Source organism: Candidatus Pelagadaptatus aseana, assembly GCF_040362265.1.
Classification (GTDB): Bacteria; Pseudomonadota; Gammaproteobacteria; order Pseudomonadales; family Cellvibrionaceae; genus Pelagadaptatus; species Pelagadaptatus aseana.
On the sequence record NZ_BAABNJ010000007.1, the window covers coordinates 17,604 to 42,570 of the forward strand.

Here is a 24,967-nt window from a genome sequence, read left to right on the forward strand (position 1 = left end):
ACACACAGGTGAAATTATGTTGCCAAAGAACCCTGCAACCGATCCCAACGAGGTTTCTGTGTGGCACTTTGGCCAACACCACCTGCTATTTCTAATGGCCATGATTTCTACACTGTTGGCATTACCGGCCATGGCCAGCGCCCCCTCTATCCCCGACATACACACCGCCGAATCCGAACAGCATTATGATTACCAGCTGTTTGCCAAAGGCATCACCATCCCCTGGGGCATGACCTGGCTGGATGACAAGCGACTGCTGGTAACCAATCGCAAGGGCGAACTTCACCTGATCGATGACGGCAGGCTTGTGCCTACCACCATTTCGGGATTACCCGAAGTCCACAGTCGGGGTCAGGGTGGCCTGCTGGATATCATCAAAGATCCGGATTACCGCAATAACGGCTGGCTCTATTTTTCCTATGCCGGTAGCGAAGGCAAAGGGGCCGGCGCCAACACCTCCATTATGCGTGCCCGGCTCGATGGCCTGACGCTGACCAACCAGCAGCTGCTGTTCGACGGAACACCCAATACCCGCGCCAGTAAACACTATGGCTCCCGTCTGGCTTTCGATCGCGCGGGCCATCTGTTTTTCAGCATTGGCGACCGGGGTGATCGAGACAAGTACCCCCAGGACCTGAACTTCGATGCCGGCAAGATCCATCGCATCCACCCTGACGGTAGCATCCCGGCAGACAACCCGTTTGCGCAGCAGGCCAACGCCCGCAGCTCAATCTACTCCTACGGTCACCGCAACCCGCAAGGGATGGCCACGCACCCGGTCACAGGGGATATCTGGATACACGAACACGGCCCTCGTGGTGGCGATGAAATCAACATCATTCGCCCGGGCGCCAACTATGGCTGGCCCGTGGTCACTTACGGCATCAACTACATTGGCACCAAGATTACCGACGAGACCTCTCGCCCCGGGATGCAGCAACCGGAGTGGGTCTGGACCCCGTCCATTGCCCCTTCGGGCATGGTGTTTATGACCAGTGATCGCTACCCCGAATGGCAGGGCAACCTTATTGCCGGCTCACTCAAATTCAATTACCTGATCATGTTGGCGCTGGAGGGCGATCGGGTGGTTGGCCACAGCAAGCTGTTCGAAGGCATCGGCCGGGTGCGCAGTCTGACGCTGGGCCCCGATGGCTATCTCTACGTGGGCACCGATGGCAGCGGTATTTTCAAAGTGGTGCCCAAGCACAATAACCAATAACCGCCAGCCACATTCCAGTTGGAATCCATTTGAAATCCAGCGACTGAAACCGCTACTATCGGTGCACAATAACGCTGCTCCTATTGAGCCATATCCGCACAAAATCCTTTATGAAGAAAACGTTTCTGGACAAAATCGGCCCCGGTTTTGTGATTGCCGCCACCGGTTTGGGTGCGGGAGACTTGATTGCTGCCACGGTAGCCGGCATCGAATTTCAAACCGCGCTCTTGTGGGCGGTGTTACTGGGCGCACTGTTAAAAGGCGCGTTGAACGAAGCATTGGCCCGATGGCAATTGCAGACTGGCACCACGCTACTGGAAGGCTGGATGCAGCGCTTACCGCGCTGGGTGCAATACTATTTCGTTGCCTATCTGGGCATCTGGTCCTTTCTGGTGGGCGCGGCGCTGATGGCAGCCTGTGGCTTGGCAGCCAATGCCCTGTTTCCGCAATTGAGTGTCAATCAATGGGCCATTTTGCATTCGCTGCTGGCGGTGCTCATGATTCTCTACGGTCGCTACAGTCTGTTTGAAAATCTGATGAAACTGTTTATCGGCCTGATGTTTATCACCGTACTGCTGGCGGTGATCAATCTGCCGCTGGACTGGCAACGGATCGCCGCGGGCCTGATTCCCAACACCCCGGACAACTCGCTGAAATTGATTCTTGGGGTGATTGGCGGCGTCGGCGGCAGCGTTACCCTGATGTGCTATGGCTACTGGCTGCGGGAAAAACAATGGGACTGCCCGGACGACATCAGCAGCATGCGCGTCGATCTGTGGTGCGCCTATGGCATCACCGCACTGTTTGGGGTGTTGATCATTCTGCTGGCCGCCAGTGTCCAACCGGAAATGGCCAAGGGCACCGGCGTATTGCTGGCGTTGGCGGAACAATTAAAAGCAACTCTGGGCGACGAGTTCGGCCTGTTGTTCCTGATTGGTTTCTGGGGCGCGGTATTCAGCTCCATGCTGGGGGTCTGGCAGGGTGTGCCCTATCTGTTCGCGGATTTTTATCGTCAGCATCAGGGCAAGCCGGTAGCGTCAGAACCAGGCGCTCTGGACGACCTCAACCAATCCAAAGCCTACTACGTCTGGCTGGGCTTTATGGCACTGCCACCCTACCTGCTGCTGTTTTATGAAAAACCCATCTGGCTGGCCATCACCTACGCGGTCGCCGGCGCCTTTTTTATGCCGTTTCTGGCCGCCACGCTGTTGTATATGAACAACAAAATCGCCTGGATTAACGGCAATAAAAACGGCTTTTGGAGTAATGCCCTGCTGATCACAGCGCTCAGTTTGTTTGTGGTACTTTTGATTCAAAAACTGAAGACCACCTTGTGATTTATTCCTGTCTGCTGACATCCACCGAAACATTCAGAATCGGTTCGCTACCACCGCCATAGATCACGCCCTTGAGCGGTGTCACATCCATATAGTCTCTTCCCCAGGCGGTGACAATGTGCTGGTCCGAGGCCAGCGAATTGTTGGTGGGGTCGAATTCAACCCAGCCTTCGCGAGGGGAAAATACCGCGATCCAGGCGTGGGTGGCATCGGCGCCAATCAGTTTTTCTTTACCCGGCGGTGGCAGAGTTTCCAGATAACCGGATACGTAGATGGCCGGAAAACCCATGGCCCGCAAACAGGCGATTTGAACATGGGCAAAATCCTGACAGACCCCTCGACGTTCGGCAAAAGCGTCTTCCAGAGGCGTGGCCACATCGGTGGCTTCCGGTGAATAGTCAAAGTCGCGGTAGATGCGACTGGTAAGATCCATCACCGCTGCCAACAGCGATTTGTCCTGATCGAACGAAGCTTCGGCGTAAGCGCGAATATCTTCCGATATCCGCACCATGGGCGAGTCAAACAGAAATTCCCGGGAAAGCAGGATTTGCGGATCTTTGGAATGGCCCAGCTCCAGCGAGGCCTCGCGGCAGGTAACGCCAAAATCCAGAGCATCGCTGGCCTGTTGCATGGCCGTTTCCACTTCACTTTCAGCGGTAATCACCAGTTTATTGTGGGCGCGCTGAATCTCGAAATGGTAGGCGGTATTACCGAAGTAATCTTGACGCTTGCTGGCCACCGCCGTCGCCGGATTGACCGTCACTCGGTTGTGCAGACAAGTCTGTCGGTGGCTGTTGCGGGGGATCATATGGGCGACGTTATAGCAGTGACTGACGCGATCAGCGTAGAGGTACTCGGTGATATGACGGATTTTGTAGCGCATCAACTGTCCCCCCAGGCACCCTTAACCAACTGCTGCGAGACTTCCCGGTGGTCAAAGAATTTATCGCTGATAAAGTTACTCAGACACTCCAGCAAGTTGGCAATCCTGTCCAACGACTCCTCAAGCTCCTTGCGGCGGCCCTCCTCCCGTGAACTCAGGTCGGTCAGAAAGGTCAGCTTGAGACTGGTTTCCGCCTCGAGGATGGCCCGCTCTTCGGCGGTTAACTCGTGCCGCAAGTCCGAGGGTTTTGGCAGAGCACCGATGTGTTCTTTGAGTGTCTCCAACTGATACAACAGCGAGCGGGGGTTACTGGTATCGAGCAGCACCAGATCAAGGCTGGACTGCACCCCCAATTTCGCGCGGTAGCGCCGGCGATAGCTGATCAAGGCCTCCAGCGACAGCAACATGGCGCTGATCAAGACGCTCTGTTCACTGGCGCTCACTTCCGGCGTTAACAGGTTTTTAACCAGGGTGGTGGTCTGCAGACTGCGTTCGAGACGCCGCCCGGTATCCATAAAGCGCCAGCCAAAGTCACGCACCATACTCTCCTTGGCAAGACCCGACAGCGCCATCAAGGCAGTCACCAGGGGATCTAGCGCCTCCTCAGGTGCCGAGGACAGACCACCCGACAGGGCAGTATCCAACTCATTGAGGGCATCGCGGATATCGTTGATCACCCGCAGGGTATCGGACGACAACAACTCTTTGGATTCATCGGCGCAGAACAGCATGGCATTGAGCGTCGAGCGCACACTGCCGACACGATCGCCATCTTTGACCACCAGCAACAATTCCTCTTCCGGAGACTGGATCATCTCGTCGCTGGCATCGACAAAGCCCGGCTGGGTCACGGTAATTTCGGTCACGGCCTGCAACAGAATCCGCTTGCACCGATCGGACAGGGGCTCTTCGCCATTGAGCAACATAAACACCGTGCGCAATATTCTCAGTGACGCTTCCGCCCGCTCGGCGTAGCGCCCCATCCAGAACATGTTCTCAACCACACGACTGGGCAAGCTGATCAGGTCCGCCTCACGGGCCGGCACATCGTCACCATCCTGATTGGAGATCACTCGCTCGGGCTCGGAGGCAATCACCCAGGTGTCCTTGCTCTTGGCCCCCATCTGACTGGCAATCAGGAACGAGTTATCTTCCGCGCCCACTCTGGTCAGGCCACCGGGCAGCACCGAATAGGAGCCCTCACTGGCCACGGCAAAGGTGCGTAGAATCGATGGTCGGGGCTGTAACTCGCCATCCACAAAGGTGGGCTGCCGGGTGGCGTTAAGCAGGGGTTGAGCCACATAGGACACGGGATTTTGCTGCAGTTTTTTGCGCAGTTGCTCAACCGCCTTGGGCTCCAGTTCGTTGACGGCAACACTCAATTCACGACTGTTTCTGTCGATGTTTTTGATCACCAGACTGGTCAGATTGTCCTGAATGTATTCCATATCCTCGGAGTCAAAGCACCAATAGGTATCTACCGAGGCCATACGCAGATCGCGTCCCAGCAACGACTGGGAAATGGCCGGCAGATACTTCAAAAACACCGGATTTTCGAGAATGCCGACACCCAGCGGATTGGCGATGGCCACCCGCCCGGCACGGATTACTTCCAGCAGGCTGGGCACGCCCAGATAGGAGTCACCACGCAGCTCCACCGGATCACAATAGCTGTCGTCCACCCGACGCATAATCACATCGACGCGACTGAGGCCATCCAGTGATTTCATCCAGACGTAGCCATTCTTGACGATCAGATCGCCGCTTTGCACCAGATGAAAGCCCAGATAGTTGGCGATGTAGGCGTGCTCAAAATAGGTCTCGTTGTGGCTACCGGGCGTCAGTACCACGATGCGCGGGTTATCCTGCTGGGGCGACAGGGACACCAGAGTACGTCGCAGCGATTGAAAATAACCGGCCAACCGATGCACGTGACTGTCCCGGAACAGACTGGGCAATACCCGCGACATTACCGTACGATTTTCCAGCGCATAACCCGAGCCACTGGGTGACTGGATGCGATCGGTCAGCACACAGGGTCTGCCACCCGGCCCACGAACCAGATCAACAGAATGCATGACCAGGCTTTGGCCACTGCCGGTATCAATCCCCTGGCACGCCCTTAAAAAACCGCTGTGGGCAAACAGCGCTTCGGGTGGGATCACCCCCTGACGAATCAGGTTGCGCGGCCCATAGATGTCTTTGTAGAGCAGGTTAAACAGCTCCGAGCGCTCCAGCAAACCGGATTCAATCTCAACCCAGTCTTCGCTGCGAATCAGGAAGGGCACCAGATCCAGATCCCAGGTGCGCGCCGGCTTGGCCAAATCGTTGTAGATATTGTAGGTGGCGCCGTCGTCGCGCAGTATTCGCCGTGCCTTGTCGGTGCGATGGGCAAAAAGCTCTGGCCCCATGGCCCGAAGCGCATCCATCAGATAGACCCATTCGGGCTTGACCTCGCCCGCCGAAGTCAGGGTCTCATCCATAAAGCCGGGGCGACCGGTATAGTGCAAATCGCCCGGAACAATAGGGTCGTTGGCAGGCTGTGTATCATTCATGGGGCAGTAACGTTCAGATGAGGGATGCGTGGGCGCGAACAACAACCGCGCAAAGCGGCAATTATGTCACGCCCTCCATGGCATTAAAACGCTTGATCAGCCGGTCCAGTTGGGTTGGCGCCGCAGATCGAGGGTGTGGGGATATTCATCAGGCGACTCCTCCGGTGGCGGTGCCATCGGCCGCGGCTCTTGCGAATTGGGGAAAAACTCCCGCAAGGCATCCACCTCTGGCTTGGCTGTGTATGGTCCGGCTGTGTGCGAGAGGGTATCGAAGCGGTTACCCCGGCGCGACTCAGCCTCAAAGGCGTTGACCGGGAAGGTCTCGTAGCTGCGGCCACCCGGGTGAGAGACGTGGTAACTGCAGCCACCGATAGAGCGGCCGTTCCAGGTATCGATAAGGTCAAACACCAGCGGCGTGTGAACATCAATGGTCGGATGCAGGCCCGAGGGCGGTGCCCAGGCCTTGTAGCGCACCCCAGCGACGCTCTCGCCCTGACGGCCGGTATTGGCCAGTGGCACGCGCCGACCATTGCACGCCAGCACATAGCGTCCCTCGGTCATGCCACTGACTTTCACCTGCAACCGCTCAACCGAGGAATCCACATAGCGAGCCGTACCAAAGCTGCCGCTCTCCTCGCCCAGCACGTGCCAGGGCTCAACCGCCCAGCGCAGTTCGATCTCGATATCGTCCAGCCGGGTGCGGCCATAGTGAGGGAAACGGAATTCTTCGAAGGGCAGCAACCACTCGGCCTTGAAGGGGTAGCCGTGATCGTTGAGATCCTGAACCACCTCTTTCATGTCCTGCCACAGATAATGGGGCAGCATAAAGCGATCGTGCAGCTGGGTGCCCCAGCGAACCAGTGGCTTGTTGTAGGGCTCTTTCCAGAAGCGGGCGACCAATGTGCGAATCAGCAGTGCCTGTACCAGCGCCATGCGACTGTGTGGCGGCATTTCAAATCCGCGAAATTCAAGAATGCCCAAGCGGCCGGCGGCACCATCGGGGGAGTAGAGCTTGTCGATACAGAATTCGGAGCGATGGGTGTTACCGGTGATGTCGATCAACAGGTTGCGCATCAGCCGGTCAATCAGCCAAGGCTGGTCGGCCAGGCCCTCGGGCATCTGCTGGAACGCGGTTTCCATCTCGTAGAGCATTTCATCGCGCCCCTCATCAGCTCGCGGGGCCTGACTGGTGGGACCGACAAAGGCGCCGGAAAACACATAGGACAGACTGGGATGGTGCTGCCAGAAGGTCACCAGGCTGCGTAACAAATCCGGTCGCCGCAGCATGGGGCTATCGGCGGGTGTCTTGCCACCGAGAGTAATGTGATTGCCGCCACCGGTGCCGGTGTGACGACCATCGAGCATAAATTTCTCGGTGGCCAATCGCGACTCCCGCGCCGCGGTGTAGAGTTCCGTCATATTGCGAACCATCTCGCGCCAGCTGTCGGCCGGGTGAATATTCACCTCGATCACTCCCGGATCCGGTGTCACCAGCAGTTTTTGCAGGCGCGGGTCGCGGGGCGGCTCATAGCCTTCAATAATCACCGGGGTATCCAGTTGTTTGGCCACTGACTCCACGGCGGCGATCAACTCGACGTAGTTTTCCAGGCTGTAGACCGGCGGCATAAAAATATGCAGCCGACCTTCTCGAGGTTCGATACACAGGGTGGTGCGAATTACCGGGCGCGATAATTGTTGCACACCAGCTTCAGCACCTTTTTCTGTATCCTTGCTGGCTTCTTTTTGTTTATCTGCGGTCTTACCCTGCATATCGGGTTCTACCGGTAGTATCTCTACGGGTACTATCTCTACCGGTGCTATCTCTACCGGTACAACAGGAGAAGCCGGAAAGGTAATCGCCGAGGGCTTTTGCAGCGGTGCCCGGTCTTCAAATGGATCCTGCATTGAGGGGATTTCGGTTTCCGCCGAATAGGGCAAATCGTTTAAGGGCAGCCGCAGACCCATGGGCGAATCGCCAGGGATCAGGGTCAGGCGGTCGCGCCGGGTTTGCCACAGGCAGGTGTTCCAGGTGCTGGCCACCGGATTCCATTCAATGGGCAACAGATAGCCGGTGGGATTTTTCAGCCCCTGGCGCTCGAGAATACTGGCCAGACGCGCTCGCTCGGTTGCCGATTTGGCCTTGGCAATGGCGTTGTCGATATTGGTGGGCAGCCGTCGCTCCTGCAACAGATAGTAGAGCGAATCTTCATAGGCGGGCTGCACATACTGCTTGGGTAAATCGAGTACTTTAGCCAGCTTTTTGGAAAACTTTTTGGCGGTGCGAATATCGTGGCCATAGTCCTTGTCCACTCGCGCCAGTAATTTTGGCTCCTTCCAGAAAGGCTCATTGTCTTTGCGCCAAAACACCCCCAGCGCCCAGCGCGGCACCTCTTCGCCCGGGTACCATTTACCCTGACCATAGTGCAGCAGGCCATTGGGGGCAAAGTGGTCGCGCAAGCGCAGCAACAGGGTTTTCGAGAGGCTGAGCTTGTCGTCGCCCAGTGCTCCGGTATTCCACTGCTCCGATTCCATATCATCAATAGAAACAAAGGTGGGCTCACCGCCCATGGTCAGGCGCACATCCAGGGCCTGCAAATCCTCATCGACCTTGTCCCCCAGGGCAACCACATCCAGCCACTCGTCGTCGCTGTAGGGTTTGGTGACGCGCGGGTCTTCCAGAATCCGGGCGATGTCATTCTCGTGGCGGAATGCCACTTCGCACTTATCGGTAAAGCCCTCAATGGGGGCCGCCGACACCGGATCGGGGGTGCAGGCCAGCGGGATATGGCCCTCGCTGGCAAACAGTCCGGAGGTGGGATCCAGACCGACCCAACCAGCGCCCGGCAAAAACACCTCGCACCAGGCGTGCAAATCGGTAAAGTCCTCGGCCGCCCCACTGGGACCATCGAGGGATTTTTCGTCGGGTTTAAGCTGAACCAGATAGCCGGAGGCAAAGCGCGCCGCCAATCCCAGGTGGCGAAACACCTGCACCAGCAACCAGGCCGAATCGCGGCACGAGCCACGCGCCAGCTCTAGAGTTTCCTCGGGCTTCTGCACACCCGGCTCCATGCGAATGGCGTATTCAATCAATTGCTCCAACTGCTGATTGACGTCCACCAGAAAATCAATAGTGCGACGTGACTCGAGAGAAATGGCGTCGCGAAACTTGTTAAACAGCGGCCCATGCTCGGCCTTTTCCAGGTAGGGCTGCAGTTCTTTTTTCAGTTGCTTGGGGTATTTGAAGGGAAAGTCTTCGGCGTAGTCATCGAGGAAAAAATCGAACGGATTGATCACCGTCATATCCGCTTGTACTTCCACTTCCACCGACAGTTTTTCGGTTTTTTCCGGAAACACCAGCTTCGCCAGAAAATTGCCAAAGGCGTCCTGCTGCCAGTTGATAAAGTGATTTTCCGGTTCAACTTTGAGGCTGTAGCTGTGAATCGGCGTGCGCGAGTGGGGTGCCGGCCGCAGTCGAATCGTGTGGGGCGATAAATTTACCGGTCGATCAAATTCGTAATAGGTATTGTGGGCTATCGCTACGCGGATAGTCATAGTGGCCTCGGGTTAATCGGTAACAGAATTAGGATGCTTGATAATCGATCTGCTCAACATCGGTTGAAAACCAGTGCTGCGCGATCAGGTTATTGGCCTCAGCAAACTGGATCTGCAGATTATTGAGGAAGTCACTGAACACCTCGGTCTCATCCACCTCCGTGGGCTTGGTTTCCAACCCCTTGTGAATACCCAACAAGTGATCGCGAACCGGCTTGGGATTTGGCAATTGCTCGGCGGCATGAATCATGGAATTGAGGCAATGGGTTATCGAGCGAGGAAAGGCCTTGTGCCCCAGAAGGAATTCAACCACCGCCGGGCCATTAACGGAAAGCCGCATCAACCGGCGATAGGCCTGATCGGCATTGAGTGAGCGCAACACATTACCCAGGGCAATCTGACGGCTGTTGTAGACGCTGTCGTCCTCCTGCATCTGGGCAATGACGGAGACACCGGCATCGAGAATCCGGGTGGTCATATCGGCGCGTTCGAGGTTGCGGCCAAGTCGCAGAAAACTCCAAACTTCATCGTGGGGCATATTGCCGTAGAGCATCCCCAAGATTTGCTGGCAGGACTTAATGATTTCGCCCAGAAATTCATAGCGTTTGCTGCGATTAATCCCCTGCTTGAGGTTGTCCTGCACGAACAGACTGAGTTCGTTGATAAACTCCCAGGTCTCCTGGGGAATCACATCGCGGGTGGTGCGGATATTTTCCCGGGCGGCCTTGAGCGATGACACTACCGAGCTGATATTGCTTTCATCGCCGATCAGAAACTTGACCACATTGCGCTCATCGCGGACCTTGTAGCGCTCATCAAAATCCGTCTGCAGGCTATTGATGGTAATCAGGTTGTACCAGCTCAGCTGGACACTGCGGGGCAAATCAAACAGCAATTGATCGTAAATGCTGACCAGCCGGGCCGTGCTTTCCACCCGCTCCAGATAGCGGGCAGTCCAGTAAACGCGTTCTGCAACTTTGGAGAGCATCATTTGGATTTCGCCTCCGTATCAACGATCCAGGTATCTTTACTGCCGCCACCTTGGGAGGAGTTGACCACCAGCGAGCCCTTTTTCATAGCCACCCGCGTCAAGCCACCGGTGGTGACGTAGGTGTCCTTGGCTTGCAGGATAAAGGGGCGTAAATCCAGATGCCTCGGTTCTAGTGAGTCCTGACCAATCAGGGTCGGCGCCGTTGACAGCGACAGGGTTGGCTGGGCGATGTAATTTCTGGGATTTTTTTGGATCAGTTCGGCAAAGTGTTGGCGCTCTTTTTTGCTTGAGTGCGGGCCGATCAACATGCCGTAACCTCCGGATTCGTTGGCGGGTTTGACCACCAGCTTGTCGAGATTGGCCAGCACGTACTCGCGCTGCTTGTCGTCATAGCAAAGAAAGGTTTCAACATTGGGAATCAACGGCTCCTGGTCCAGGTAGTAGCGAATCACATCCGGCACATAGGCGTAGACCACCTTGTCGTCGGCAACGCCGGCTCCCGGAGCATTGGCCAGTGCCACATTACCGGCCTTCCAGGCGCGCATCAGGCCCCGCACACCCAGCACCGATTTCGGGTTAAACACTTCCGGGTCGAGGAACTCATCATCGATGCGGCGATAAATCACATCCACTCGAGTCAGGCCGTCAATGGTTTTCATAAAGACGCAATCGTCTTTCACCAGCAGGTCATTGCCCTCCACCAGCTCTGCACCCATTTGTTGCGCCAAAAAGGCGTGCTCAAAGTAGGCGGAGTTGTATATGCCGGGAGTCAGTACCACCACCACCGGACTATTAACCCGCCGCGGCGACAGCGAGGCCAGAGTTTCATAAAGTTTCGATGGGTAGGCGGAAACCGAGGCAATATCGGTCTTTTCAAACAATTCCGGCAGCACCCGCTTCATGATCGAACGATTTTCCAGCATGTAGGAAACACCGGAAGGCACCCGCAAATTGTCTTCGAGCACATAGAACTGCCCGTCTTTATCGCGCACCAAATCGGTGCCACAGATGTGAGCCCAAACCCCAAATCGGGGCGACACCCCTTCACACTCTTTCAGGTAATTTTTGGATTGCTTTAAAACAAACTCGGGGATGATGCCGTCTTTGATGATTTTCTGATCGTGATACAGATCGTCAATAAACATATTCAGCGCCTGCAGGCGCTGTTCAAGACCTCGGGAAGCGGCATCCCATTGTTTTTTGGCAATGACTCTGGGAATGATATCGAAGGGCCAGACGCGATCAATATTGCCCTCTTCGGTGTAGACGGTGAACGACACCCCCATGTCTTTGATGGCCGATTCAGCCGCCAGCTTTCGCGCGGCTACGTCTTGCGGGCTAAGTGATTTCAGATAGGAAACCACCGCCCTGGCAGGCATGCGGCTGCCCCCTTTTTCAGTGATCAACTCATCGTAGTGCTCACCCGCTTTATAGTCTTTCCAATTGTCTTTCATGTTACAGCCACTGCATACGCTTCTTGAGATCAACCGGCGACCCAGGATTGCCGGCCTAACTATTCAACAAAAGATAGCAAAAGCTAAGCCAAGTATTTGACAAAATCATGAATTAAAAAATATAAGGAAAAACAGGCCCCAAATAAGCTTTTATGCCATCAAACCAAAACAATTATTTGCCAAAGAACATTAACCATCGACATCATCACTGCGATGACGAAGCAGCTTTTGTTGCTGTTTTATGAATCGAGACTTGGCCGTTTTTTTCCACTCGGGGGTTGCACTCTTTGCCAGCATCGCCTCGGTGTGCTTACCGGCGTTGCGCGTCAATTCGGCAATCAGTGGCGCCTCGGGTAAATTCACCCAGTACTTTTTCGGCATCTCACTTTGCATGGCTTTTAACTTGAGCCGCGCCGGATTGAAAATATTGGCGTAGTACTCGCGCCACAAATCTTCGACGGCATCGTCTCGTGCGGGAGGCCGGGTAACACCCGGACTGAACTGCAACTGCTGACCGTCCCAGTGTGCACAGGCATCGGGGGTCAGAATCGTCCAGACCATATTGCTGAATCGCTTGGCAAAAAAAGGCGCGGTAATCGGCAGAATAAGGTGTTCGGGTTCAAACCAGGCCACAAACACCTCAGGTTGATCCGCTGTCGCCTCCTGCACCTGCTGAAAGCGCACAAACGCTTCCATTTTGTGTTTATCTCGACCCACGGCTTTTCTCATCGCCAGCAATCGGGCCACCTCCGGATCAATTTTATTGCCCAGCAAACTTCTGTCCTGAAACACCAAACGCCAGGCAAGACTGTAGAGCAACGACCAGCGACTCGGATCGCGAAAACACGCCACCTGCTTTGCCAGCGTAAAAAAGTCCCGGGGAATGGTGATGTCGTCGGTAATAACTGGCTGCGCCAGATAATCGTCCGAGGCAGCTGTGAGCAACAGTGAAGTCTGATCAGGACTTTCCCAGTGCAACTGTTGCGGCGAGATACGACGTTGCAACAAGCCTCTGGCCAGTCGACGCCATTGGTTAAAATCGTTTGCTTGAATCCCATACATCATCGGCCACCTAAAACAAACTGAGCTGTGGCGTCTCCGCCTTAACGAAGCGGCTTTTAAGGCTATCTGATTCCAGTAACTGCGCTGCAGGTGAGTGATCCACGGTCTCTATAAAGGCTGAAATTTTCTTGACCGACAAGCCGCATTTGGCCAGATCCGCAAAACGCAATTGGCCAAAGCGACGCGACTGGATAATGCGCCGGGCACCGATGGTGCCAATTCCCGGCACCCGCAACAGCATCTCCAATGGCGCGCGATTAATATCCACCGGAAACAGATCGCGATTGCGCAACGCCCAGGCCAGTTTGGGATCAACGTCCAAATCGAGCATGCCCTTTTGCTCACTGGCCGGATCGCTGATTTCATCGATGGAAAAACCATAAAAACGCAGCAACCAATCAGCCTGATACAGCCTGTGCTCGCGCAACAAGGGCGGCGCCTGCAAGGGCAATGTCCGGGTGGCATCCGGTATCGGACTGAAGGCGGAATAGTAAACCCGTCGCATCTGATACTTGCCGTACAAATGATTGGCCAGGGTTAAGATTTTGCTGTCCGACGAGGCATCGGCACCCACAATCATCTGGGTACTCTGCCCGGCAGGAGCGTAGAGAAATTTGGCCGGTTTGGTGTTCGCTCGCTTGGCAGCCGACTGCACCTTGTTGCGCCGCTTGCGGCTTTCTTTTGACTCTTCAATGTTTTCACGCAGCTTGCCCATGGACCCGTGAATGGTGACCGGGTCCTTTTCAGGCGCATAGAGCTTCAGGGACTGTTTGGAGGGCAGCTCGATATTGATGCTCAGACGATCGGCGTAGACACCGGCCTGACGCAGCAACTCCGGACTGGCATCGGGAATGGTTTTCAGATGAATGTAACCGCGAAAGTCATGATCCTTGCGCAAGCTGCGCGCGACATTCACCAACTGCTCCATGGTGTAATCGGACGACTGGATAATACCGGAGCTGAGAAACAGCCCCTCGATGTAGTTGCGCTTGTAAAAATCCAGGGTCAGGTTCACCACTTCATCTACCGTAAACCGGGCCCGCTGTACCTGACTGGAAGCGCGATTGACGCAGTAACTGCAATCGTAAATGCAAAAATTGGTGAGCAGGATTTTCAGCAGTGAAATACAGCGGCCGTCAGGCGCGTAGCTGTGGCAGATCCCCATTCCCCCTGAAGTGGAGCCAACCCCCTTGCCTTTGCTGGAGTTGCGCTTGACCGAGCCACTGCTGGCACAGGAAGCATCGTATTTGGCCGCATCAGCCAAAATCGCCAATTTATTCTGCAATTTCATAAGCCCACCACAACACTCTGCAAATACATCAATACTGTACTAATATACAGTATATTATTATGGTCGACAGCAGTCTATTTTTGCGTTTTTACCGCGGGCAAGGTGAGCGGCATCCGCCAAAGCTTGCCGTCACAGCGATGGTAATTTTTACAATCGGGCTGGCACCCGCGACAGGGCAGCCGTTTGCTAGCCGCGGATGCATTGATTGGTGAGACGTTACTTGCTTGCTCAGAAGCCATGGGTCAGATCCTTGTTGTTGCTGTATGCATCCCAACAGTTACTGACAAAACTGCTTGCTGGATCATTTTGCAAAACCTTACTTACAGCCAACCCCGGGGTTTGCTAGTCTTATTGGCACCTCTGATGACCCAGGAAACAGACATGTCTGACAACAGCTATCAGCCTCCCAGCGTATGGAAGTGGAACACCGAAAGTGGCGGCAAATTTGCCAGCATCAACCGCCCCATTTCCGGCGCAACTCACGACAGGGATTTGCCCAAGGGCGACCACCCGTTCCAGCTCTATTCACTGGCGACACCGAACGGCGTCAAGGTCACCATCCTGCTCGAGGAATTGCTGGAACTGGGTATCGAAGACGCGGAATACGACGCCTATCTGATCAACATCGGTGAAGGGGAACAATTCGGCAGCGGCTTTGTGGAATTAAACCCCAACTCCAAGATACCGGCCATGCTCGATACCACCACCGGTACCCGGGTATTTGAATCCGGTTCGATCATGCTCTATCTGGCCGAACGCTTTGACGTGTTCCTGCCCAAAGATCATCAGGCTCGCACCGAGACCCTGAACTGGCTGTTCTGGCAAATGGGCAGCGCGCCGTTTCTCGGCGGTGGCTTTGGCCACTTCTACGCCTATGCCCCGGAAAAATGGGAGTACCCCATCGACCGCTACGCCATGGAAGTCAAACGCCAACTGGATGTTCTGGATAAACATCTGGCGGAAAACGAATACATGGCCGGCAGCGAATACACCATTGCCGATATGGCCATCTGGGCCTGGTACGGCGCTCTGGTACAGGGCAAGCTGTACGAAGCTGGCGAGTTTCTCGATGTCAAAAGCTATAAACACATGCAGCGCTGGACCGAACAAATCGGCCAGCGCCCAGCGGTAAAACGCGGCACCATGGTCAACCGCGCCTGGGGCGATCCGGCCAAACAGCTGCGTGAGCGTCATCAAGCCAGTGACTTTGAACTGAAGACTCAGGACAAGCTGGAAGACACACCTCCGGATGTGCTTTGAGCAGCGCCAAACAGCTGCCCCATTAAGCCTTAAGTGGACCAACCTATATGACGTATAAATGCATTTCCATTGATCAGGCTGAGGACATGATCAATCAGGGCGATGCCACGATTCTGGACATCCGGGATCCCCGTTCCTTCGCTCTGGGTAATATTGCCAACGCCATCAATGTCTCGGACAGCAATGTGGAACAGATTATAAGAAGCACCGACAAGCACAAGCCCTTGATCATCTACTGCTACCACGGCAACAGCAGTAAGAATGCGGCTGAGTATTTTTTCAATATGGGCTTCGATCAATCTTACAGCGTCGATGGCGGTTTTGAGGAGTGGAAGCTCCGACTGTAGAAATACTGTCAGTATGAACAGGCCCTAGCGCCATTAAATGGATTATTGGCTATGCTGAATTAGCCAAATATAATTTATCAGGTGACGTGTTGCCGCTCAGGTTCCCGCTCAAATTGCCCGACATAAAGGGCAAGGGCAGCCGGTAACACCGAAATGATAACCGCAGGAGAAGACATGAAGGGCATAAGAATAAAAAAGCGTGGCAAGGAATACGTAGCTCCCTGGGAGCGGGCTTTTGACAAAGTCATATCCCCTCTTGAAGAATTTATTCATCGGCAGACGACCAGTGGTGTCTTGCTGATACTGTGTGCCCTTATCGCACTGCTGATTGCCAACAGTAAATTTGCCGAACCCTACCATCACTTTTTTAAGCTCTACTTTACGGTGGGGCTGGAGAACTTCCAACTTTCCAAAACAGTGCACCACTGGATTAACGATGGCCTGATGGCCATATTTTTTCTGGTGGTTGGACTGGAATTAAAACGCGAACTTTTAGTGGGCGAGCTGGCCAACCTGAAACAGGCGCTGCTGCCCATTATCGCTGCCATCGGCGGCATGGTGGTTCCCGCCCTGATCTACTTTTCAATCAACCCAACCGGTCACACCGCCAATGGCTGGGGCATTCCCATGGCTACGGACATCGCCTTCGCTCTGGGCACACTGGCCCTGTTGGGCAAGCGGGTACCGCAAAGTCTGTTGATGTTTCTGATTGCCGTGGCCATTGTCGATGATCTGGGTGCGGTAACCGTTATCGCCCTGTTCTATACCGAAAAAATTAACCTGGTGGCACTGGGCCTGGCCGGTGTATTCACCTTTCTGCTGATCTGCCTGAACCTCGGGGGCATTCGCAGACTTTCGCCCTACCTGTTTATCGGGGTCTTTCTGTGGGTGGCCCTGTTAAAGAGTGGCGTCCATGCGACTCTCGCGGGTGTGATACTGGCCTTCATTATTCCGATGAAGCCCAAGTATGACCCGAAACGTTTCCTGTCTCTGATCACCAGCCGGGTGGACACCTTAAAAGCGGCTTATAAGGAGAACGAAAATATTCTGGTGAATGATGCGTTGCGCTCTCAGGTCCGGGCCATGAGTAACGGTGCCTATCTGGTACAGGCGCCCGCTCAGGTACTGGAAAGTAAACTGCACCTGCCATCGGCCTATCTGGTGATCCCTATTTTCGCCCTGGCCAACGCCGGTGTCGCCATCGACTTTGCCAACATCGGTGACATTCTGGTTCATCCTGTGACCATGGGGATTGGCTTGGGGCTGGTTCTGGGTAAATTGATCGGTATTGCCGGTTTCACCTGGCTGGCGGTAAAAGCCGGACTGAGCGACCTACCCAAAGGATTGAACATGCACCACATTATCGGTGTGGCCTTTATGGGTGGTATCGGTTTTACCATGTCGATCTTTATTGCCGAGCTGGGCTTTGCCAATTACCCGGACGATCTGGTGATGGCCAAGACCGGCATCCTGTTTGCGTCGTTCAGTGCCGGCATCATCGGATTTATCTGGCTGTATCTGACCACCAAACCGCCAGAGCCTGAAGCAGCCGTTACCCTAAACGATGAGGCCAAAGCCTAACCGACCAACCGATAAGCCTGATCCACCACAATGCCATGGCGTCTGGCCAGACGCTCATGGTCGCGGTCATAGCCACCACCAATCACGGTGGCGACCGGGATGCCTCTGTCCTGGCAGGTTTTTAATATCCCGTAATCGCGCTGCTCGATACCCTGCCAGGAAATATCCAGCAAGCCGAGATCATCCTCCGCCCAGACATCGACACCGGCGTCGTACAGAACCAGATCGGGAGACAACACCGCAATCAGTTGTTCAAACGTGCGCATCACCACATTGAGGTACTCGTCTTCACTGATGTCACTGGCCAGACCGATATCCAGATCGCTGTCGCTTTTGCGAAACGGAAAATTTTTCTCGCAGTGAATCGAGCAGGTAAAAATGTGGTCATGGTGATGCAGGATCGCCGCAGTGCCGTCACCCTGATGCACATCGCAATCAAAAATCAGTATTTGTCTGGCGCGACCGGTTTCGACCAGACGCAAAGCCGCATACGCCAGATCATTGAGGATGCAGAAACCGCTGCCAAAATCCCGGTGCGCATGGTGAGTTCCACCGGCCAGATGACAGGCCATGCCATGCTCCAGCGCTTTTTCTGCTGTCAGCAGGGTGCCATTGGGAGCCGTCACGGTCCGGTCAATCAATCCCTGACTCCAGGGCAAGCCGATGCGACGCCACACCTGTTTGGTCAGATCGTTGGTCAACATGCCCTGCAAATAATCGCGATCGTGGGCAATCGCTAAATCTTCAACACTGGCGGTCTCAGGCTGAAACAAATTGGCATTCCCCGGAGCAATGTAGCCGCGCGATTGCACGTAATCGTACAGGCGCCGGAATTTGCTCATCACAAATCGATGCTCTTCGGGAAAGGGGCAGGAATAATTCGGGTGATAAATCAGTGGCAGCATGGCAACAAGGTGGTCTGGTTAAGCGGCGCTACTGTATCACAGGCACCTGAAGACTGCGGCGAGGGTGGAGTATCTGTTTCAGTCAGCGGATTAATCGGCTCACCCTCCGTGTTCGTATCTTCAGTGAATATTTGGAGATAACCCATGCAAACAAACGCACCTGTCATTATCACCGGCGGCGGCCAACGCCTCGGTCTGGCCATTGCCAAAGAGCTGCATCAAAACGGTTTTCCACTGCTGGTCACCTATCGCAAACGCCGCCCCGGGGTTGATGAACTGGAAGCCCTTGGGGCCGACGTGGTGCAAGCTGACTTTGCCACGGTCGATGGGGTGCGGGGGTTTATCGATTACGTTGTCAGCCGCTACCGCCGGGTTCGCGCCGTGATTCACAACGCCTCCGATTGGGTTGCCGAATCCTCGGGGCTGCCCGGTGAAGATTTGATGGCGCGCATGATGCAAATTCACGTCACCGCACCCTACCTGATTAATCAGGCCCTGACCCCCCTGTTGAAACAGCACAGCGGCCCCGCCGACATCATTCACATGACCGATTACATTCAGGACAAGGGCAGTAAAAAACACATTGCCTACGCCGCCAGTAAAGCCGCGCTGCACAATTTAACGCTGTCGTTTGCGGCACAACTGGCACCGGACATCAAGGTTAACGACATTGCTCCGGCGCTGGTGATGTTCACCGAGGGCGACAGCGAAGAGGACAAACTCAAGGCCATGCAAAAATCTTTGATTGGCTCGCCCCCGGGGGCCGAAGAAGCGGTGGAGGCGGTCGCCTTCCTGTTACAGAGCCGCTATATCACCGGGCGAACACTGCACCTTGATGGCGGCCGCCACCTGAAATAATCACACTCGGCGATCAACGGGTTAAATCCGGGTAGGGATCCCCCAGAGGCACCTCAAGCGTGTTCGATTCTGCCCTGACCGGTTGACCCACCATCTCGTCATAGGCGCTTTGCTGACGCAGTACCATCTCCCCGATAGGCAAGCCGCGAAACACAGCCTGCATTTCCAAAATATTGAACTTGCGCAGGGGCTTGCCACGGCTGTCGGTCACCAGCATTTCAATATCCTCAACCGCCACCGAGGCCTGATACAGGCACAGATCCAGCGAGTGGATAATGACCTTGTCGATTTTTGGCCAGTGTCTGAGGGTTTCTACAGCAATTTGCATAATGATCACCTTGGTTGGGCACCACCTTGAGTGGGCAGTGCAAGCTATTGAGGGGTTACGCTGCGAAGGACTGTTCAGTTCAATAACCGGAAAGCGGCACGGAATGACCGGGGATGATCCTGCTGCCATTAGAGCAAAATCGTTATAAATCTTGCCGATAGGTCCCAGTGGGCCCAACCAATTGATGCAGATCAAAAAACACGCAACCTGAAGATGAACCCCTGAAATACCGAGCGGTCACAAGCGTCTCATTCTTTAAACGACAAATGGCACACCACCGTGCTGTTTAAACGCTAGGGTTAGTTCAATGGTTTGGTTTTTTATTGCATTAGCGATGCTGATAGGCGGCTATTTTATTTACGGAGCTTTTGTTGAAAAAGTGTTTGCGCCTAATGGCCAGCGCAAGACACCGGCAAAAGAAGGTGCCGATGGCGTCGACTATGTACCCATGTCGACACCCAAGGTTTATTTGATTCAGCTGCTTAATATTGCAGGCGTAGGCCCAATTTTCGGCCCCATCCTGGGTGCCATGTATGGCCCTGCTGCCATGGTCTGGATCGTCATTGGCTGCATCTTTGCCGGTGCCGTTCACGATTATTTTTCTGGCATGTTGTCGGTTCGTAATGGTGGTGCCTCAGTGCCCAATCTGGTCGGCCGCTATCTCGGTAATAACGCCAAACATTTTATGAATATCTTCTCCCTGATTCTGTTGTTGCTGGTGGGTGTGGTATTCGTAACGGCTCCGGCTGGCTTGCTGGTTAAGCTCAGCGGCTGGGACAAGGCCATGCTGGTGGGCATTATTTTCGCCTACTACCTGATTGCCACGTTGGTACCGATCAACAAAATCATTGGCCGTCTGTACCCGGTGTTTGGGCTACTGCTGCTGTTTATGTCCATCAGCCTGCCGGTTGCGCTGATGCTGTCACCGGATCACAGCCTGTTGGCCGACGTCACTGCCGCAGACCTGTTTACTAACCTCAATCCGGATGACAAACCGCTGTGGCCTGCGCTGTTTATTACCATTGCCTGTGGTGCGATCTCCGGTTTCCATGCCACCCAATCACCGCTGATGGCGCGCTGTATCGAGAACGAGAAAAACGGTCGCTTCGTCTTTTACGGCGCCATGATTGGCGAAGGCATTATTGCCCTGATGTGGTGTGCCATTGCCCTGTCTTTCTTTGATGGCATCACCGGTCTGCAACAAGCTCTGAGCGAAGGCGGTCCTGCCAATGTGGTGTTTGAAGCGTCCACTGGTTTGCTGGGTGCCTTCGGAGGCATGCTGGCGATTCTGGGAGTGATTGTACTGCCCATCACCTCGGGTGATACCGCATTCCGCTCGGCGCGTCTGATCATGTCCGAGTTCTTTAAGATGCCACAGAATAAAGTCTCTCGTCGTTTGATGCTTGCGATCCCACTGTTTACTCTGGGTGGCATTCTGACTCAGGTAGACTTCGGCGTAATCTGGCGCTACTTCGGTTTTGCCAATCAGATGACCGCGGTCATTATGTTGTGGACTGCAGCTTCCTATCTGGCCCGTGGCAATCGCCTGCACTGGATCTGTACTGTGCCTGCGTTGTTTATGAGCAGTGTGGTTATCACCTTTATCCTGAATAACGCCGCACTGGGTTTTGGTCTGCCCATTGCCACCTCGACAGTTGCCGGTGTTATCGGTGCAGCACTGGTCGGCTGGATTGTGATTGCCCGGATAGGCAGAAAGCCTTTGCCACACAATCTGGAATTGCAGATGGTCAGTGCATAAAGCTCTGATGAGTGGATCACGCTCGAAAAAAGCCCCGCATTGCGGGGCTTTTTTATAGTGCAGCCACAGGCTCAATCAACCCAAAAGCATATGCCACAGATAAATAGCGGCATCGCGCACATCAAACACAAACGAAAATACGATACAGAAAGTAGCCAGGCCGGACCACACCGCATAGGCAGACCACCCCTTGGCAAACGGCCGGTTTTTAATCAGCAGAAATAAGGCCGGCGACCAGAAAATCAGATGCACCAGAGCCACCAGACCCGATAAGGGCACCAACCCCAGAGCGGGAACCGCAAACCGGGAAAACAACAATCCGGCGATCACACCACCCACCACCCAGCGGGCTTCCATATGACGCCAGACAAACAACAAACCGCTGGCGAACACCAGCAACATAAACATCAGCCACAGTTTGATCCACTGGGGCAGATTGGCCTTGGCCTCATCGTCCCACAATTGCAGCGCACCATGGCCGGAACTGTAGTCCGCGGCATGCGTCATCGCACTGACCAACAATAACGCGGCCATAACGACCACCTTGATAATTCTGGATGTAACTAAATCTCTGGATTTATTCATGCATGGATTCTCTGGTTCATTGCGCAGAACTGATCAAATACAAATGGGTTCACAACCGATCAAGTCTTGCCAATACAGCATCGGCTTGGGATAACACCGCCTGACGCTGCTCTGGTGTGTTTTTCTGCCACTGCCTCAAGGGCAAGGCCATCCTTGGGTTACGTTCATAGTGGTGCTTGTTCCGGTCAATAAAATGCCAGTACAGACTGTTAAACGGGCAGGCCCCGTCACCGGTTTTGAGTTTAACCTTATAGTGGCACTGAGTGCAGTAATCACTCATCTTATTGATGTAGTTGCCACTGGCTGCGTAGGGTTTTGTGGCAATCCAGCCACCATCTGCGAACAATGCCATGCCCCGGGTATTGGGCAGCTCCACCCATTCAATGGCGTCGATATAAATACCCAAATACCAGGCATCCACGGCATCAGGATCAAGCCCCGCCAGCAGAGCAAAATTACCAACGATCATCAGACGCTGAATATGATGAGCATAGGCAAACTCCAGGGACTGGCCGATGCTGTGACTGAGGCAACGCATATTGGTGTCGCCATCCCAGAACCAACGAGGCAAAGGCCTGTGGGCATTCAATGCGTTCTGCTCAGAATAAGCGGGCATATTGCACCAATAAACGCCACGCACGTATTCACGCCAACCGATAATCTGTCGCACAAAACCTTCAATCTGGGGCAGGCTGACAGACGGCTCTTGGGACTCACTTTGATCATGAGCCTGATATTGCCGCAGCGCTGTTTCAATCACTTCCATTGGATGGAGCATCTTGGTGTTCAAGGCAAAGCTGAGGCGCGAGTGATACAAACTCCAATGATCCCGATTTTCACCGGTCATGGCATCCTGGAATTTACCGAAGTCAGGTAGGCACACTTCGCAGAAAAAGGACAAGAGTTGTCGTGCCTGTGCGCGATTGATTGGCCACAACAATTGGTCTTGCGGCTCGCCCAGATAGTTCAATCCATGGCGTTTGATCCGCTGTGCAATATCGGCCACAGGATTGGCGAACAACAGGGGCTGGGGAATATCTTTCAGATCATTGGCTTTGAAGGCATTGCGATTATCCGCATCATAATTCCACTGACCACCCACCGGCTGACCGTTATCCATCAGGATATTCAGACGTTTGCGCATGCGCCGATAAAAGCTTTCCATACGATGATGTTTTTGTGGCGAGAATTGTTTTTCTATGTCGGCAAACGGTAACAAAAAATGTTCGCTATCCACCTGCTTAACCTCGATGGATAAACTCTCGGCCGCGCCGGCCAATTGACATGCCAATCGGTATTCATCGGCTCGCTGATATTCGAATTGCTCACACCCCAGCTCGTTGCAATAGTGTTGCAACAGATCATCCAGATCGTTGAAGTCATTGGTTTCATCCAGAGTAAGATGCAACACCCGATGCCCGGCCCGCTTCAATGCATCAGCGAAGGCCGCCATTGAAGCAAAAAATGCGCAGAGCTTTTGCCAGTGATGAGTCACATAACGGCTCTCCTGATGCAACTCGGCAATCAGATACACCGTGTGATCATCTTTTTCGCGAAACCACGAGTGACCGGCATTCAATTGATCACCCAGAATCAATCGCAAGCGTTTGGCTTTCATCCGTTGGCTTCGCTTTCGATGGGCCAATCCACCATATCGGTGCTGTCCAGTTGCGGGTTGGCCGTTGCCCCCCAGCGCCGCCGGTAGTGACCATCGGGGTCGAATTGATGGGTTTGTTTCTCCAGATTGAAATGCCTGCCGCCTCTGGGATCCACACCCACACCGGCAATGTATTGCCAATTGCCCCAGTTACAGGAAACGTCGTAATCGATTAACTGGTATTCAAACCAGGCCGCGCCAAAGCGCCAATCCAGCCCCAGCTCATTGATCAGACAACTGGCGGCAATCTGGCGTCCCCGATTACTCAAATAACCGGTGGCCTTTAATTCTTTCATGCAGGCATTGACCAGAGGGTAAGGGGTTTCACCGTCGCACCATTTACGCCATCGCTCCGGGTAAAACGTGGTGTTGGGTGATGAGTTGGCCAACCCGCGAAACTTAAACAACCGGTCCCCCACCTTATGATGATGCCAGTGAAAAAACTCCCGCCAAAGCAGCTCAACCAACAACCACTGCGTACCCGGGTTGTCGCCGTGATCAGAATTGTAGCGCCGCAGGTACTGACAAATTCTGCGGGGAGAAATAACGCCATGATTCAACCAGGGTGACAGTTTGCTGCTGTTACCCCAACCCGATAGCGCGTTGCGATTATCTTTATAGACACGAGGCAAGACACCAGAGAAGTATTCATCAAGATGCTGTTGCGCGGCACGGATCCCCCCCTGAAACGATGTCTGACTCGATACGGGTTGTGGCAACCAGTCTGGCTGCTTCAGAGTTGGCGTCGGTGTCATTGCCGGCATTGGCGGCAATGAGCTCGGCGCCGATTGTGGCAAGGCCATGGTGCACTTTTCAGCCTGTCGACGAAAGCGCGAATAGGTGTCTGGCCATTCGGCAATGGCCAGAGGACGATCTGCATCATCGAACAAGGTATAGCCCCTGTGAGCAATAACCTCGATATCGGGCCATGGCCGTTTGAGCCGTTTCAATATGTTGGCTTCAACACTTCCTGCCAAAGCGGTATGGTGCATTTGGTCGTACTGGCCTGTTGCCAGCAAATTGCCAAGCACACTGACGGTGTCGCCATAGCACACATACAACTGCTGCCCCAGATGCCGCAGTTCCTGATTCAAACTGCTCAGGCATTCCTGTAAAAAATACCAGCGGTGGTATCCCATGGAACTGATTTGCCAGCGTCCGGGACGAAACCAGATGGGGTCCACCACGTACACGCACAACAATTGTTCTGATTTCGCCGCAGCCAGAAGTGAGGGGTTATCATCCAGCCTTAAATCCTGGGTAAACCACAGAAGGCTGCCGGAGCTTTTTGGTTTATGGGTGATTGAGGAAGACATCACATCAACAGAGCAGCATCACGCAAG

At 54.3% G+C, this 24,967-nt stretch carries 19 protein-coding genes; 7 read left to right on the plus strand and 12 right to left on the minus strand.

From position 1 onward, the window contains the following. The first annotated feature begins 16 nt into the window (after positions 1–16). Positions 17–1,219 (plus strand): PQQ-dependent sugar dehydrogenase, encoded by a 1,203-nt coding sequence (locus ACPXV9_RS11510; RefSeq protein WP_423897147.1) that lies wholly within the window; start codon positions 17–19, stop codon positions 1,217–1,219. A gap of 110 nt (positions 1,220–1,329) precedes the next feature. Further along, positions 1,330–2,556, plus strand: coding sequence for an Nramp family divalent metal transporter (locus ACPXV9_RS11515; RefSeq protein ID WP_423897149.1), 1,227 nt, complete (start codon positions 1,330–1,332; stop codon positions 2,554–2,556). A gap of 1 nt (position 2,557) precedes the next feature. Here ACPXV9_RS11515 and ACPXV9_RS11520 read toward each other — a convergent pair whose 3' ends face one another. The 7 genes from ACPXV9_RS11520 to ACPXV9_RS11550 all read right to left on the minus strand — a co-directional run bounded on the left by ACPXV9_RS11520 (position 2,558) and on the right by ACPXV9_RS11550 (position 14,344). Then, on the minus strand, positions 2,558–3,439 hold the full coding sequence (locus tag ACPXV9_RS11520; protein ID WP_423897152.1) for a transglutaminase family protein: 882 nt from the start codon (positions 3,437–3,439) through the stop codon (positions 2,558–2,560). Then, entirely contained in the window at positions 3,439–5,994 is a 2,556-nt protein-coding gene (locus tag ACPXV9_RS11525; RefSeq protein WP_423897155.1) for a circularly permuted type 2 ATP-grasp protein, read from the minus strand. The genes ACPXV9_RS11520 and ACPXV9_RS11525 overlap by 1 nt, the downstream gene beginning before the upstream one ends. Positions 5,995–6,090: 96 nt before the next feature. Further along, positions 6,091–9,546, minus strand: a complete 3,456-nt coding sequence (locus ACPXV9_RS11530; RefSeq protein ID WP_423897157.1) for a DUF2126 domain-containing protein — start codon at positions 9,544–9,546, stop codon at positions 6,091–6,093. Between the two features lie 28 nt (positions 9,547–9,574). Further along, positions 9,575–10,537: an alpha-E domain-containing protein gene (locus ACPXV9_RS11535; protein ID WP_423897158.1), complete on the minus strand. Its 963-nt coding sequence runs from the start codon at positions 10,535–10,537 to the stop codon at positions 9,575–9,577. Next, on the minus strand, positions 10,534–11,991 hold the full coding sequence (locus ACPXV9_RS11540; protein ID WP_423897159.1) for a circularly permuted type 2 ATP-grasp protein: 1,458 nt from the start codon (positions 11,989–11,991) through the stop codon (positions 10,534–10,536). The genes ACPXV9_RS11535 and ACPXV9_RS11540 overlap by 4 nt, the downstream gene beginning before the upstream one ends. 189 nt (positions 11,992–12,180) lie before the next feature. Further along, positions 12,181–13,056 carry a TIGR03915 family putative DNA repair protein gene (locus ACPXV9_RS11545; protein WP_423897161.1) on the minus strand — a complete coding sequence of 292 codons (876 nt, stop codon included), beginning with the start codon at positions 13,054–13,056 and terminating at the stop codon, positions 12,181–12,183. A gap of 7 nt (positions 13,057–13,063) precedes the next feature. Beyond that, a complete protein-coding gene (locus ACPXV9_RS11550) occupies positions 13,064–14,344 on the minus strand; it encodes a putative DNA modification/repair radical SAM protein (protein ID WP_423897163.1) in 1,281 nt (426 codons plus the stop codon). Between the two features lie 381 nt (positions 14,345–14,725). Between ACPXV9_RS11550 and yghU the strand changes: the two genes are divergently transcribed. The 3 genes from yghU to nhaA all read left to right on the plus strand — a co-directional run bounded on the left by yghU (position 14,726) and on the right by nhaA (position 17,532). Continuing rightward, positions 14,726–15,604, plus strand: a complete 879-nt coding sequence (yghU, locus tag ACPXV9_RS11555) for a glutathione-dependent disulfide-bond oxidoreductase (RefSeq protein ID WP_423897166.1) — start codon at positions 14,726–14,728, stop codon at positions 15,602–15,604. 47 nt (positions 15,605–15,651) lie between these two features. Then, entirely contained in the window at positions 15,652–15,951 is a 300-nt protein-coding gene (gene glpE / locus ACPXV9_RS11560; protein WP_423897167.1) for a thiosulfate sulfurtransferase GlpE, read from the plus strand. A gap of 174 nt (positions 15,952–16,125) precedes the next feature. Next, positions 16,126–17,532, plus strand: a complete 1,407-nt coding sequence (gene nhaA / locus ACPXV9_RS11565; RefSeq protein ID WP_423897168.1) for a Na+/H+ antiporter NhaA — start codon at positions 16,126–16,128, stop codon at positions 17,530–17,532. Here the strand turns inward: nhaA and ACPXV9_RS11570 are convergent. Then, positions 17,529–18,437 (minus strand): histone deacetylase family protein, encoded by a 909-nt coding sequence (locus ACPXV9_RS11570; protein WP_423897170.1) that lies wholly within the window; start codon positions 18,435–18,437, stop codon positions 17,529–17,531. The two genes, nhaA and ACPXV9_RS11570, sit on opposite strands and share 4 nt — an antisense overlap. 144 nt (positions 18,438–18,581) lie before the next feature. Between ACPXV9_RS11570 and folM the strand changes: the two genes are divergently transcribed. Next, the gene (folM, locus tag ACPXV9_RS11575; RefSeq protein ID WP_423897173.1) at positions 18,582–19,295 is read left to right on the plus strand and encodes a dihydromonapterin reductase; all 714 of its coding nucleotides are present in this window, start codon (positions 18,582–18,584) and stop codon (positions 19,293–19,295) included. A gap of 13 nt (positions 19,296–19,308) precedes the next feature. Here the strand turns inward: folM and ACPXV9_RS11580 are convergent, their stop codons facing one another. Then, the gene (locus ACPXV9_RS11580) at positions 19,309–19,623 is read right to left on the minus strand and encodes a DUF6482 family protein (protein WP_423897175.1); all 315 of its coding nucleotides are present in this window, start codon (positions 19,621–19,623) and stop codon (positions 19,309–19,311) included. Between the two features lie 307 nt (positions 19,624–19,930). Between ACPXV9_RS11580 and ACPXV9_RS11585 the strand changes: the two genes are divergently transcribed. Further along, a complete protein-coding gene (locus ACPXV9_RS11585; RefSeq protein ID WP_423897178.1) occupies positions 19,931–21,382 on the plus strand; it encodes a carbon starvation CstA family protein in 1,452 nt (483 codons plus the stop codon). Between the two features lie 75 nt (positions 21,383–21,457). Here the strand turns inward: ACPXV9_RS11585 and ACPXV9_RS11590 are convergent, their stop codons facing one another. From ACPXV9_RS11590 to ACPXV9_RS11600, 3 genes are read right to left on the minus strand one after another with little or no spacing between them, the layout of a single operon-like run. Next, a complete protein-coding gene (locus ACPXV9_RS11590) occupies positions 21,458–21,967 on the minus strand; it encodes a hypothetical protein (RefSeq protein WP_423897180.1) in 510 nt (169 codons plus the stop codon). Between the two features lie 49 nt (positions 21,968–22,016). After that, positions 22,017–23,585 carry a cryptochrome/photolyase family protein gene (locus ACPXV9_RS11595; protein ID WP_423897181.1) on the minus strand — a complete coding sequence of 523 codons (1,569 nt, stop codon included), beginning with the start codon at positions 23,583–23,585 and terminating at the stop codon, positions 22,017–22,019. Further along, positions 23,582–24,940: a DASH family cryptochrome gene (locus ACPXV9_RS11600; RefSeq protein WP_423897183.1), complete on the minus strand. Its 1,359-nt coding sequence runs from the start codon at positions 24,938–24,940 to the stop codon at positions 23,582–23,584. Before ACPXV9_RS11600 ends, ACPXV9_RS11595 begins: the two co-directional genes overlap by 4 nt. Positions 24,941–24,967: the final 27 nt, after the last annotated feature.